Origin of the sequence: Bradyrhizobium sp. BR2003 (assembly GCF_009720285.1) — a bacterium.
GTDB lineage: Bacteria > Pseudomonadota > Alphaproteobacteria > Rhizobiales > Xanthobacteraceae > Bradyrhizobium > Bradyrhizobium elkanii.
This window is the reverse complement of sequence record NZ_SMYJ01000024.1, coordinates 226,822-240,020: the sequence shown is the minus strand read 5'-3', so window position 1 is coordinate 240,020 and position 13,199 is coordinate 226,822. Positions and strand designations below refer to the sequence as shown.

Annotated in this window: 8 protein-coding genes; 4 read left to right on the top strand and 4 right to left on the bottom strand. The window is 66.2% G+C overall.

Features of this window, described 5'->3' with window-relative positions; all coding sequences use genetic code 11:
• Positions 1-69: 69 nt before the first annotated feature.
• Complete coding sequence (locus E2I15_RS17335) at positions 70-5,958, bottom strand: apolipoprotein A-IV repeat region-like domain-containing protein (RefSeq protein ID WP_137480159.1); 5,889 nt, start codon at positions 5,956-5,958, stop codon at positions 70-72.
• 380 nt (positions 5,959-6,338) lie between these two features.
• On the opposite strand from E2I15_RS17335, the gene E2I15_RS17330 reads away from it, so the two are divergent.
• Entirely contained in the window at positions 6,339-6,716 is a 378-nt protein-coding gene (locus E2I15_RS17330; protein ID WP_137480158.1) for an Hpt domain-containing protein, read from the top strand.
• A 161-nt stretch (positions 6,717-6,877) separates the two neighbouring features.
• A complete protein-coding gene (locus E2I15_RS17325; RefSeq protein WP_018272592.1) occupies positions 6,878-7,198 on the top strand; it encodes a 2Fe-2S iron-sulfur cluster-binding protein in 321 nt (106 codons plus the stop codon).
• Positions 7,199-7,304: 106 nt separating this feature from the next.
• Here E2I15_RS17325 and E2I15_RS17320 read toward each other — a convergent pair whose 3' ends face one another.
• Positions 7,305-7,766, bottom strand: a complete 462-nt coding sequence (locus tag E2I15_RS17320) for an acyl-CoA thioesterase (RefSeq protein WP_076825837.1) — start codon at positions 7,764-7,766, stop codon at positions 7,305-7,307.
• A 163-nt stretch (positions 7,767-7,929) separates the two neighbouring features.
• Between E2I15_RS17320 and E2I15_RS17315 the strand changes: the two genes are divergently transcribed.
• Together E2I15_RS17315 and E2I15_RS17310 are read left to right on the top strand one after the other, a co-directional pair.
• On the top strand, positions 7,930-8,958 hold the full coding sequence (locus E2I15_RS17315; RefSeq protein WP_016841527.1) for an NAD(P)/FAD-dependent oxidoreductase: 1,029 nt from the start codon (positions 7,930-7,932) through the stop codon (positions 8,956-8,958).
• Positions 8,959-9,085: 127 nt separating this feature from the next.
• Entirely contained in the window at positions 9,086-9,649 is a 564-nt protein-coding gene (locus E2I15_RS17310; RefSeq protein ID WP_069277854.1) for a DUF2147 domain-containing protein, read from the top strand.
• A 69-nt stretch (positions 9,650-9,718) separates the two neighbouring features.
• Here the strand turns inward: E2I15_RS17310 and E2I15_RS17305 are convergent, their stop codons facing one another.
• Positions 9,719-11,686, bottom strand: a complete 1,968-nt coding sequence (locus tag E2I15_RS17305; RefSeq protein WP_137480156.1) for an SGNH/GDSL hydrolase family protein — start codon at positions 11,684-11,686, stop codon at positions 9,719-9,721.
• A gap of 103 nt (positions 11,687-11,789) precedes the next feature.
• A complete protein-coding gene (locus E2I15_RS17300; RefSeq protein WP_028337716.1) occupies positions 11,790-12,866 on the bottom strand; it encodes a lysylphosphatidylglycerol synthase transmembrane domain-containing protein in 1,077 nt (358 codons plus the stop codon).
• Between the last annotated feature and the right edge of the window lie 333 nt (positions 12,867-13,199).

Below are 13,199 nucleotides of genomic sequence, written 5' to 3'. Positions count from 1 at the left end.
AAAACGGAGGCCTTTCGGTCTCCGTTTTCCATTCGCTATTCGCCACTCACTATTCGCTTGCTTCGCAGCTTACCCCAGCCGTCCCGCGGCGTGCGCGAGCAGGGTGTAGACCAGCCCGGTCTCCGAGGTCAGGTGGCTGCTCAGCTCCTGCTGGCCGCGGCCGTCGCGGGCGACTTCGTCGAGCAGGCGCTCGAACTCCGCGATGTAGCGGTCGACCGTCTGCTTGAAGCCGCGGTCGGAGCGGTACTTGCGGGCCACCTCATCGAAGGCCTTCTGGCCGGCCGGCGTGTAGAGGCGCTTGGAGAACGCCTTGTTCTCGCCGCGCTGGTAGCGATCCCACATCTCGGCCGCAAGCGTGCGGTCCATCAGCCGGCCGATGTCGAGCGACAGCGACTCCAGCGGATTGACCGGCTGCTGCTGCGGACGCGGGCGCTGCTGGGCATCGCGGCTCTGCGGGGCGGGCGGCGGCGCGTCGCTGCGGTTGAGCAGGTCGGACAGCCAGCCGTCGCCGTTGTTGTTGGGGCCTGCCGGGCTGACCGGCGGGGCCTCGGTGCGGCGCGAACTCGCCATGCCGAGATCCGGCGGCGGCAGCGTCGAGGCGCTGTTGCCGTTGTCCCGCATGCGCACATCGCCGCGGCCGCCGCCGGCAGCCATCACCGGCTCCTCGTGGCGAACGCTGGCGCGGTTGGTCGAGACCACGTCGAGTCCGCGGCCGTGATGAGCGACGATGCGGTTCAGCTCGGCCAGCGCCTCGATCTGGTCGACGATCACCTTGCGCATCTGCGCGGTGTTCTCGGCGGCCTCCTGCGGCATCTCGAGCACGCCGCGGCGCAGCTCGTTGCGGGTGGCCTCGAGCTCGTTGTGCATCTCGCTCGCCATCTGCTTCATCGCCGTGACCATCGCGGAGAACTTCTCCGTCGATTCCTTGAACATCGCATCGGTCTCGGCATTGCTCTGCTGGTAGAGCTCGTTCATGGCGTCGACGGTCTGCTGACGCTCGTTCTCGGCTGCCTGGCGCACCGCCTCGAACTGCCTGCTGATCGCAGCCGAACCGGCGCCTGCGGTCTCCGCCACCACGCGGGCGATGTCGCGGGCGCGTTCCTCGGCCGCTCCGAGCGATTCATCGAGCAGCCCGGTGAAGCGTGACAGCCGCTGGTCGAGATCGGTGGTGCGAAGGTCGATGGTCGTGACCAGCGCTTCCAGCGCCGACTTGCGCTCGCTGACGGAGGCCGTCGTCGAGCGGTTGGCCTGCTCGACCAGGGCAGCCGCATCGATCAGCGCCTTGCCATGGGTCTCGAACTGGCTCGACAGCGCGCCGAGATCTTCCAGCGCCTTGCCGGTCTTGCTGTTGAACACCGTGAGCTGGTCTTCCAGCGTCTGGGTTGCCACGCCGTTGCGCGAGGTGACGTCGTTCATGGCGGACACGAAGTCGGCCACGCGGGTCACCAGCGCGCGCTCCAGCGAGTTGAGGTTGTCGTGGGCGCCGGTCAACACTTCCTGCAAGAGGATGTTGCCTTCACGCAGCCGCTCGAACAGCGCGACCGTATCGGTGCGCAGGATCTTGCTGGTCTCCTGCATCTCCGTGACGGCCGAGATCGAGACCTGGCGCGACTGGTCGATCGCCGCGCGCGAGGCCTGCTCGAGCTCCTTGAGCGACTTCGCCACCGCGCCGGTCGCCTGATCGCCGGCCGAGGTGATGTTGCGCGCGACATCGCTGCCGTGGGCCGCCATCGACTGCGAGAAGGCGAGGCCGCGGGTTTCGATCGCCTTCAGCGCGTCAGCGGTGGCGCGATCCATGTCGCTCGACAGCTGCGTGGTCTTGGCGGTCAGCGCCTCGACCAGCGAGCCGCGGCGGCCGTCGACCATTTGCGACAGACGCTCGGTCTGCTGCTGCACATAGGTGACGATCTCGTCGGTCTTGCCGGTCATCGCCGAGCCGAAGGCGCTGGAGGCCGACAGCACCGAACGTTCTATGTCGGCGGAGGTCGTCTTGACCTTGGTCGAGACCTCGTTGGACATGGTGATCAGCGCGGCCTGGGCGTTCTGCGCCGAGGTCTGGATGTTGTCGGTGGTCTTGGCCGTGACCGCACTCAATGCGCGCTCGATATCGGTCGAGAGCGTGCGGATCTGGGCGGCAGCATCGGCGGAGGTCGCCGCAAACGAGCCCTGGGCCTCGCGGGCGCTGCCCAGGATGGTCTGCGCAGTCTCCGCGCTGGCTGTGGTCAGCGAGCGCTCGATCTCGGCGGAGATCTCGCGGATCTGGCTTGCGGCCTCGCTGGAGGTCGCCACGAACGAGCTTTGCGCATCGCGGGCGCTGCCGAGGATCGCCTGCGCGGTGTTGGTGCCGACCGAGGTCAGGGTGCGCTCGACATCGGCGGCCAGCGACTTGACGTGGTTGGCTGCCTCCGTCGATGCGGTGACGAGGGTGTTCTGCGCCTCGCGGGCGCCGGCCGTCAGCATCTCGACGGTGCCGGAGCCGGCCATCGACAGCGCACGCTGGATGTCGGCGGCAAGCGCAGACACCTTGGTCGCAGCCTCGGTCGACGCGTTGACCAGCGTGCTCTGGGCCTCACGCGCACCTGATGTGATCGATTCCGCGGTGGCGGAGCCGGCCATCGACAGCGAACGCTCCATGTCGGCCGCCAGGGTGCGGACCAGATCGGCGGCCTCGGTGGATGCGCCGGCCAGCGTGCTCTGGGCCTCGCGGGCGGAGGCGACGACGGCTTCCGCGGTGGCGGAGCCGGCCATCGACAGCGAGCGCTCGATGTCGGCCGACAGTGTCCGGACCAGGTTGGTGGCGTCGGTCGACGCGCCGGCCAGCGTGCTCTGGGCCTCGCGGGCGGAGGCGACGATGGATTCCGCGGTGGCGGTGCCGGCGGTCGAGAGCGAGTGCTGCATGTCGGCCGCGAGCGTGCGGACCAGGTTGGCGGCTTCGGTGGATGCGCCGGCCAGCGTGCTCTGGGCCTCGCGAGCGGAGGCGACCACGGCTTCGGCAGTCGCGGTGCCGGCCATCGACAGCGAACGCTCGACGTCGCTGGCGAGCGACTTGACCTGGCCGGTGACGTCGGTCGACGTCGAGATCAGCGTGGTCTGGGCCTCGCGGGCACCGGTCATGATCGCCTCGGCGGCGGCAGAGCCGGCCATCGACAGCGACTGCTCGACATCGGTGGCCAGCGACTTGACCTGGCTCGCGGCGTCGACAGAGGCGCTGACCAGCGTGGTCTGCGCGTCGCGGGCGCCGGCCAGCACGGAGGCTGCGGTAGCGCTGCCGGCCGCCTGCAGCGTGCGCTCGACATCCTCGGACAGCGCCTTGATCTGCGAGGCGACGTCGCCGGAGGCCGAGACCAGCGACACCTGGGCGTCGCGGGCACTGGTGAGGATCGAGTTGGCGGCGCTGGTGCCGACGGCGGTCAGCACGCTCTCGACCTCGGCCGAGCTCAGCTTGAGCTGGTTGCCGACGTCCGCGGACACGGTGAGCAGCGCCTGCTGCGCGGTGCGCGCGCCGGTCTGGATGGTTTCGCTGGTGTTGACCACGAGGTTGGTCAGCGAGCGCTCGGCGTCCTCGACATGGGACTTGATGCTCGACGACAACAGCTCGGCGCGGGACATCAGGTCCTCGCTCGCCTGGCGGCCGCTGCTCTCGATGCGGCCGGCGACGGCCTCGACGCGCGAGCCCAGCAGGTCCTCGAACTGCGCGACGCGGGTGTCGATGTCGCCGGCGATGACGCCGACGCGGCTCTCGATGCCCTGCTGGATGTCGGCGAAGCGCGCCGAGATCGTGTCGGTCAGGTTCGCGCTGTGACCATTGATGGTGTCGGCGAGGCGGGTGCTGTGGCCGTTGAGGGTGTCGACCAGACGGACGCTGTGGCCGTCGATGGTCTCGGTGACGCCGTTGATGCGATGGTCGACCGCGGCGATCGCCTGCACGGTGCCTTCGGTCAGGGTGGTGGTGAGCAGGCCAAGCCGCGAGTCGATCGACTGGATCGCCTGGGTGGCGCCGTCGGTCAGCTGGGTCGCGAGCGTGCCGAGATGGCCGTCGATGGTGTCGGTGACCGACTTGGCGCGACTCTCGAAGGTAACTTCGAGGGACTTCATGCGGCCGTCGATCGCATCATCGAGCGATTGCAGACGGCCGTCGAACGAGCCGATCTTGGTGGCGAGCGAACTATCGAACGACGACAGCTTGTCGGTCAGCGAGGCATCGAGATTGGTGACGCGACTGCCGAGCGTGGTCTCGAACTGCAGCAGACGCTGGTCGAGCGAGGCGGTGATCTCGCCGCTGTTCGTGGTCACGCGATGGTCGAAGGTGTCGACATAGGTCTTCAGGCTGTCGGCGATGTCCTGGGTCCGCTGGCCCATGCGCTCGACGATGTCGCCGCCGAAGGTCTTCACCGTGCGGTCGAATTCCGAGATGTGCCGGGTGATCAGCGCGCCGAGCGTGCCGGAGTCGCGGGCGAATCTCTCGGCGAGCTCGCTGCCATGGTTCTTCACCAGGTCGTCGAACGCGCTCATCTGCAGCGACAGCGAGTCGTGCGCGGTCTCGGTCTGGCCCACCACCTTGGCGACCAGCGAGTTGACGGTGACGTCGAGCGCCTCGCTCGCCTTGTCGCCGGACGTCAGGATCTGGCCGGCGAGGCGGTTGCCGGCGTCGTCGATCTTGCTGACGAGGTCGTTGCTGCGCAGCTCGAGCTCGAGCAGCAGCGAGTCCGCGGAGTTCTTCAGGGAGTCGTGGACCTCTTCGGTGCGGTCGGAGATGCCGTCGACGATGGCGGACGAACGCTGCTCGAACTCGCCGGTGATGCGGTCGATGCGCTCGTTGAGCAGCTCGTGGACGCGATCGGCCAGATCGACGAACTCGTCATGGACGTGGCCGGTCTTGAAGTTGAGGCTGGTGGTCAGCCGCTCGGAGGCATCCATCACCGCGCGCGTGGTCTCGGCGCTGGCTTCCTCGAGGCGGTCGAGCAGGTCGCCGCCGCGCTCGCCGAGCGCGAGGATCATGTTGTCGCCGGCGTGGCTCAGCGCGGTCGTGATGTGCTGGCCGCGCTCTTCCAGCGCGCCGGTGATGCTCTTGGCGACCTCGTCGACGCGCGAGGCGATCGCGTCCGAGATCAGCGCGATATCGTGGCGCAGGTCGATCTGCACGCCGGAGATCGCGCTGCGCACCTGCTCGGCCTGGCCGACCAGGTTGTCGCGCTGGTGGGCGATGTCCTGCAGCAGCGCGCGGATGCGCACCTCGTTGTCGGAATAGGCGCGTTCCAGCGCCGCGACCTCGTTGGCAACGAGGGTCTCGAGTTCGCCGGCGCGCGCGATCGCGCGCTCGACGCCGTCGCCCATCGCCGCGACCTCGCGGCGAATCGCCTGGCCGACCGTCACCATGGAATCGGCGGCGGCGTTTTCGGGCTCGGAGAATCGCATCGCGACCTGCGCCATCGATTGCGCGATCATCTGCATGCGCTGACCGTGCGAGGCGAGGCTGGCGAGATAGTAGAACAGCAGGATCGGCACGGCGAACAGCGCGGCAAGGCCGGCGAGCACCAGCACACCGGTGCCCTGGGCCATCGAGGCCTGCAGGGCCGGCCAGAACGCGATGGTGAGAATCACGCCGCCCAGCAGCCAGGCGCCGGAGCAGACAAAGAACAGCGTGAAGGCGTTGCGCGCTCGTCCTCCCTGCAGCGTCTGCAGCATCTGGCCGATGGTTTCGCGATCGTCGTTGGCGGCGCGGCGCGGCGCGCGCGGTTCTTCGATCGGCTCGAACGCCGAACGATCGGTATTGTTCGGACGGGACTCGAACGATGCGGCTGAAAAATCGGCCGCGGGCGGCGGCAGGTTCGGCGGCGCGGCGCCTTCGTTGAGGGGGCTGCGATTCTCCGCGCTCTGTTCGCTGATGTTGAGGGCTTCCTGGATGGCAGAAAGCGCGACTTCGGTGGGATCTTTGACCTTCTTGGGAGTGTTCGCCATGTTCAGTCTGAGCCCTCTCACTATTTACGCGTCGGCGAGCCTGCGATCGTCCCCACGCAAGCTCGAAGCCGGTGCCCACAAGCGGAGCGCAAGCGGCCCCCTCGGCGGCTTGTCCGCTACATCCGCAAACATCCTATTGGGAGAGCGATGCGAATGAAATGCTTGCGATTAATACTTTCTTAATCATCGTTAACAGCTTTGCGCCATAAGGCCTTATGGGTACTCGAAATTCCGGCCGTAGAGCGTCGATTGTGTCCAGAAATTGTCCAGAATCGGGCGGTTTTGCCGATCATCCCGACAACAATCCGTTAACCAGTTTCGTGATTGGCTGGGCCAACGATCCGCCGGCGAGGGTCCGGCGGAGACGACAGGGACTGGCCATGCCGCTTCATCTCGAACGGGTCGAATGGACGCAATCGCCGCCGCTAGCGCCCGGCGCCGGGCCGATCGACGTCGATCACCTTCAGCGCATGACGCTGGGCGATCCGGGCCTCGAGCGGGAAGTGCTGGCCATGTTCTCGGCCCAGTCGGCCCGGATCCTCGGTGAACTGGCCGCCTTGCCGCCCGAGGCGGCGACCCACGCCCACACCCTGAAAGGATCGGCGCGGGCGATCGGCGCCTTCGGCGTCGCCGAGGCTGCGGCCCAGCTGGAGACCGCGCTGGCCGGCGGTTCCGATGCGGCCCAGCCGCTTGCCGCGCTCGGCGCAGCGATTGCCGAGGCGCGCACGGCGATCGAGCTGATCCTGGGCCGCACCTAGGCCTCCGGCGTCTCGGCGGCGCGCCGCGACAGCTTGGGCGGCGTCCCAACCGGCGGGCAGGTTTTCGGTCTCCGTGCTAGCGCTGTGCGGATCGACCCGTTATACGACTGCCCGGGACCTTTCCATCCATCGTCCGGCGCATTCCGGCAGCACGAGCAATCATGGCCAAAATCCACTTTATCGACCATTCCGGCGAGAAACGCACAGTTGAGATCGAGAACGGCGCGACGGTGATGGAAGGCGCGATCCGCAACGCCATTCCCGGCATTGAAGCCGAATGCGGCGGCGCCTGCGCCTGTGCGACCTGCCATGTCTATGTCGATGAAGCCTGGCGCGAGAAGGTGGGCGCGCCGTCGCCGATGGAAGAGGACATGCTGGATTTCGGCTTCGACGTGCGTCCGAACTCGCGGCTGTCCTGCCAGATCAAGGTGACCGACGATCTCGACGGACTGGTCGTGTCGACGCCGGAGCGGCAGGCCTAATGCTTCGGTTCTGATTGAATCAGAACCGAAGCTTCAGCTTTCTGTTTTGACGCGTTTTCTTGACGCGAACCGGCGTCTACTTCGCTCGAAAACGCTCTATTGTCTTTCATTCGCCGTCCGGATTCACACCGCGACGGACCCAGCGGCGGAAGTTCTGCTTGACCTCCGCCGGCAGCGGCGTCGGCCTGCGCGTGGCCTCATCGATCATCACCGTGACCGCCTTCGCCGACGCCACGCACCTGCCTTCCGAAAACACCACCTGGTCGAAGGTGGTCGATGTGCGTCCAAACTTGACGAGACCGAGCCCGAGCTCGATCTGACCCGGCCAGTGCAGCTCGGCGCGGAAATGGATGTCGAGGCGCACCATGATCCAGCCGAGCCCCGCCGGCATCAGCCCCATGCTGCGGTCCTTCACCAGCGTGACGCGGCCGGTTTCAAAATAGCTCGCATAGACGGCGTTGTTGACGTGGCCGTTGGGGTCGAGATCGGCAAAGCGCACATTGTCGGACAGGCGATAGGGAAAGTCTTCCAGGCGCGGCGCATCGTCAGCACGGACAGGGGCATTCACGAGGGGGATCTCCGTCGGTTTCCCGCCCATACAGCCGAGTTGCGCAGGCTCGGCAAGGGGTTGCCGCGCCAGCCGCTGTCCCTATTATGCATGTCCCGATCGGGCCATACTTGGCTGGGCAGGCGAGAGCCGTCCAGTCGATTTCAACTGAAAAGAAGCGGATATGAGCGAAGCGATCAAAACCGATGTGCTGATTATTGGCGCGGGTCCCTGCGGACTGTTCGCCGTGTTCGAACTGGGCCTGCTCGACATGAAGGTGCATCTGGTCGACATCCTCGACAAGATCGGCGGGCAGTGCGCCGAGCTCTATCCCGAGAAGCCGATCTACGACATTCCCGGCATTCCCTTCGTCACCGGCCAGGGTCTCACCGACCAGCTGCTGGAGCAGATCAAGCCGTTCAATCCGACCTTCCATCTCAACGAGATGGTCGAGAGCATTGAGAAGATCGGCGATCCCCTGTTCCGGGTGAAGACCGATGCCGGCAAGGAGTTCGAGTGCAAGGTCGTCGTGATCTCGGCCGGTGGCGGCTCGTTCCAGCCGAAGCGCCCGCCGGTGCCGGGCATCGAGGCCTATGAAGGGACGTCGGTGTTTTATGCCGTGCGCAAGATGGAGCAGTTCCGCGACAAGAACATCCTGATCGTCGGCGGCGGCGACTCCGCGCTCGACTGGACGCTCAATCTGCATCCGATCGCCCAGCGCATCACGCTGCTGCACCGGCGTGACGATTTCCGCGCGGCGCCGCACAGCGTCGAGCAGATGCGCGCGCTCGTTGCCGACGGCAAGATGGATCTGAAGATCGGCCAGGTCACGGGGCTCGAAGGCGCCAACGGCCAGCTCTCGGGCGCCGCGCTCAAGGGCAACGACAATGCGGTCTCGACGATCGCCTGCGATACGATGCTACCGTTCTTCGGGCTCACCATGAAGCTCGGCCCGGTCGCGAACTGGGGCGTGGCGCTGGAGAACAATCTGGTGCCGGTCGACACTGCGGCGTTCGAGACCAACGTGTCCGGCATCTTCGCGATCGGCGACATCAACACCTATCCGGGCAAGCTCAAGCTCATTCTCTCCGGCTTCCACGAGGGTGCGCTGATGGCGCAGAAGGCGCACCGCTACGTGTATCCGGACAAGCGGCTGGTGTTCCAGTACACAACCTCGTCATCGAGTCTGCAGAAGAAGCTTGGGGTGAACTGATTTCACTCGAGCAGAGACCAATGCCGGCGGCACGGGCCATTTCCTGCGCGGCGCGGGTACTGGAACACTCCGTGAAATGGCCGTAGTTTGCTTGTACTCGAGTTGGTCGATTGATCAGGTGATGATGATGCGGAACACGCTATCCAGACTTCGGCTGATCCTCGCGATCGCCACGGCCTTTGCGCTAGCTGCTCCGCTTGCGGCCTCGGCGGCCGACCCGTCGGCGGCCGGCCTGTGGCAAAAGATCGAAGACGGCAAGCCCGAGGGCTGGTTCCTGGTGATCGAGCGCAATGGTCTGTTCGAAGGCATGATCGCAAAGATGTTTTCATCGCCCGGCGATCCGCCCAATCCGGTCTGCTCGAAATGCACCGACGATCGCAAGGACATGCCGTGGCTCGGCATTCCGCTCATCCGCGACATGAAGCGCAACGGGCTCGCCTATGAAGGCGGCAACGTGCTCGATCCGCGCAACGGCAAGGTCTACAAGGCCAAGATGACGTTGAGCGCCGATGGTCAGACGCTGACGATGCGCGGCTTCCTCGGCATCTCGCTGTTCGGCAAGGATGAGGTCTGGACCCGGCTGCCTGACACCGCGGTGGCCCAGCTCGATCCCGCGATCGTCGCCAAATATCTGCCGGCGCAAGCCGCTGTAGCGAAGCCGGCGCCGGTGCCCGCGACGAAGCGGCACTAACACTTCTCTCTGGCTAACGCTCCGATCTGCGCGCGCTCACGCTCCGCTCTTGCCTGGCAGCGTGAGCGTTCAGCGCTGTCCCATTGGTGCAATCGGCATCGGCAATGGCGCGACCGGCTCGGAGATCACTTCGGGCACGGCGGTGTTCAACTGCAGCACGGTAGCGGCCGCGGGGACCGCGGCATCGGCCATCGCCGCATGGCCTTCGGCGCTCGGATGCACCGCGCCGCCATACACCGCCGACAGGATGCCCCATGTCGCGTCGTGGATGTCGCTTGGCTGCATCGAGGACGGCAGGCCCTGCGGGTAGGTCATTGCCGTGAAGTAGCTGTCATTGGCGTCGCGGATCCAGCGCGCGCGCGGCAGATAGGCGCGGTATTCGCCGGCGCTGCGGCCGCATTTGAGTGGCTCGTTGGCCGCGGCGACGATGTCCGAGACGAAGCTGTCGCCATTGGCGGCGAAGCAGTCGCGGTCGAATTCCGGATCGGTCGACGCGCGTGCGCAGAAGCCATGGCTCGCAAACGCGTCCTGATGCGCATCGACGAAGGTCATGCGATCGGCCTGCGGATTGCGGCAGATGATGCCGGACTGGCACTGCGCGATCGCCTTGAGCTGCGGCAGGAACTCGTTCTGCACGAAGCTCGAGACCGACGCGAGGCGATTGGGATCCGCGTTGAAGGAGGGATGGATCTCGAAGCCGGCGCGGCCGCCGGGGCAGGGCGCCCCGCCATTGGCCAGCGCCGGATTGGCATAGGCCGTGTAGATCACGTGCGAGAGATCGCCGCCGACCAGCGGCTTCAGCGCATCGCGCAGTTTGGCAAAATCGGCCGGCAGGTCGCGCGCCAGTGCCGAACGGGCATCGTCGACGCTGGCCATCGAGCCGCCGCGGCTGAACAGCGTGCGCTCGGTCGGCGTGTCGACGATCACGTTGGCGACGAGGCCTGAGAAATAGATGTCGTTGGCACCGATCGACAGCAGCACGAGGTCGAGGGTGCGGTCCGGCTGACGGCGCTTGGCGGCGGCGAGTGCCGTGCGCAACTCCGCGATCTGGCCGTTGACGGTGCCCGAGCAGGTATTGGCTGTCTTCGTCGGCAGGCATTCCCGCGCCTGCTGCGAGCCGAGCAGGCCGTCGGAGATGGTGGCGCCGGTGCAGGCCAGCGGCAGATAGGTCACCGCGATGTGCGGATATTGCACGGCGAGCGCGAGCGCCGTGCGGGTCTGGTAGCTGTACAGCGACCGGTGACAGGCCGAGTTGAGCCACAGCGCGCTCTGGCGCTGCCAGTTGGTCAGGGTGTCCGGTGCTTCGCAGGCGCGGCCGCCCTTGTAGCCGGCGCGGCTCGGCCGGTAATATTGCGCCCCGCCGAGATAGGAGCGGAAGCAGAACCCCTCGTCGGAGAGCGCAATCGCGCGGTCGGGATTGCCCTCGCCGGACGCGATGCTGTCGCCGAGGCCCGCAATCAGCAAGTCGCGCACCTCGATCGGCGTCGTTACGCGCTGGTTGGCGTCCGAGCCGCTCGCGACGTCGACGGTCGCGACTGTGGTGCGGCCGTAGCGAACGCGTAGATTGACCGGCTCGGCGCAATCGAATGTCGAGGATTGCGGCCCGTCGCCGTCGTCGAACGACCAGGCGCAGGTCGCGCCGACCGGAACCGGTCCGGTGAGCCGCACGACGATCGGATGATCGATCGGCGTCAGATAGCTTTCCTTGACGTTGTCGCGCGTGCAGGGCTCGCTGACGCGGCCCTGCAGGTCGATGCAGAGCCGGTTCACGGTGTTGCGCGCCCAGCCGCGGCCGTCGCTTTGCAGTTCCAGCGCCTGTTCCGAGGCCAGCACGCTGCGGCCAAGCCCGCTTTCGACATGCAGGCGGAAGTCACGTTCCTCGCGGAACAGGCGGAAGCGGTTGCGGACCTCCCAGGAGATCTGCAGTTGATTGTCCTGCGCGTCCGCGGCCGATGCGAATACCGCGGCCAGCGCGCTGCCGAGCAGCACGCTGCAGACCGTCACCCGAAACGAAAATCGAACCAAAATGCCAATCATGGCGCGGTTTGACGCGAGCGGTACGGCGAAAATAAGAGAAGGGGCCGCGAGGATCGAAAATCCGGGGTCGAGCGGCCCGCACAAGGGCCGATAACCTTGTCTGTTATCGTTTCAGCTGCCTGACCCGCTGCTGCCGGCTTTCGATCGGTTGCCGCACGGTCGCCGAAGCCGTGCAGGCTTGGCTTAGTCGTTTCCGTTCTTGCCAGGGCTGCACCACGTTGAGCCAGAGCTCGCGCATGCCCATGATCGAGATCGAGATCCCGAACGGGATCAGGAAGTAGAGGATGCGGAACACGACCAGCGTCGCCAGCAATTGTTCCTTGCTGAACTCCGGCAGCGCCACCAGCATCGCGGCGTCGAACACGCCGATCGAGCCGGGGGCGTGGCTGGCGAAGCCGAGCAGCGTCGCCAGGATGAACACGACCGCCAGCGAGACGAAGTCGATATGCGGCTCGGTCGGCATCAGCAGGTACATTGCGAGCGCGCAGAAGCCGAGATCGACCACGCCGATCAGGATCTGCAGCAGCGTCAGCTTGGCCGAGGGCAGCACCACCTTCCAGCCGTTCTGGCCGAGCTCGCGGCGCTTCTCGCCGGTCAGGAGCCAGACGAAATAGGCGCCGATGCCGGCAAGGCAGCCGAGCGCGATCAGCCGGTTCATCGCCGGCGGCAGCAGGTCCATCGCCGACGCTGCCGCCGGGTGCCAGGCCATGCCGAAGCCGAGCACGAACAAATTGCCGAGCCAGAAGGTCAGGCCCGACAGAAAGCAGATCTTGGCGACGTCGATCGCGGAGAGGCCGTAGTCGGAATAGATCCGGAAGCGGATTGCGCCGCCGGTGAAGACCGTGGCGCCGATATTGTGGCCGATCGTGTAGCTGGTGAAGCTCGACAGCGCTGCGATGCGGTAAGGGACATGGATCTTGCCGATCGTGCGCAGCGCGAAGAAGTCGTAGAAGGTCAGCGTGCAGAACGCCCCGACCACGCAGAGCGCCGCGAGCGCGATCCGATGCGGCGCGATGTTGGTGAGCGCGGTGAGAATGATGCCGGTATCGACGCCCTTCAGGGTGTGAACAAGCGACGTGATCGCGAACGCGATGATCAACACACTCGCGGCGATCCCGAGCCGTTTCCAGCCGATCTTTTCCTTGAAACCACGCCCAAGCGTGGTCAGCAGCCGAAGCATTCATCCTCCCGGCGGGGCGGCAATTTCAGTGGGACCCGGTCACGGACGGCGACGGGTGACGGGCAAACGCACCGTACGCGATGACCCATAAGGCAAAACCGATGCGTTGTGCAGCCCTTGACAAGCCAAGCTTCGGCCCTCGTCCAGCGTCATTGTCATATTGGCTACATATGTTCTCGCTCTGCGGAATGTGAGTCGCAGGACAGCGACGGGGCCATTGCATGTTCCGCCGTTCCAGGCGATTTCGTCGGCTTTTTTGCCGATTTTCCCGCCGTCCCCGCGACGGTGCGGGTTCGTTGGCGCGAGGCGAATAGACGATATGCATCAGCCTGG

Bases quoted from the DNA above. Each gene is read 5' to 3' on its own strand.
- E2I15_RS17305 (WP_137480156.1), bottom strand. From the start codon at position 11,686: ATGATTGGCATTTTGGTTCGATTTTCGTTTCGGGTGACGGTCTGCAGC.
- E2I15_RS17315 (WP_016841527.1), top strand. From the start codon at position 7,930: ATGAGCGAAGCGATCAAAACCGATGTGCTGATTATTGGCGCGGGTCCC.
- E2I15_RS17330 (WP_137480158.1), top strand. From the start codon at position 6,339: ATGCCGCTTCATCTCGAACGGGTCGAATGGACGCAATCGCCGCCGCTA.
- E2I15_RS17310 (WP_069277854.1), top strand. From the start codon at position 9,086: ATGCGGAACACGCTATCCAGACTTCGGCTGATCCTCGCGATCGCCACG.
- E2I15_RS17325 (WP_018272592.1), top strand. From the start codon at position 6,878: ATGGCCAAAATCCACTTTATCGACCATTCCGGCGAGAAACGCACAGTT.
- E2I15_RS17335 (WP_137480159.1), bottom strand. From the start codon at position 5,958: ATGGCGAACACTCCCAAGAAGGTCAAAGATCCCACCGAAGTCGCGCTT.
- E2I15_RS17300 (WP_028337716.1), bottom strand. From the start codon at position 12,866: ATGCTTCGGCTGCTGACCACGCTTGGGCGTGGTTTCAAGGAAAAGATC.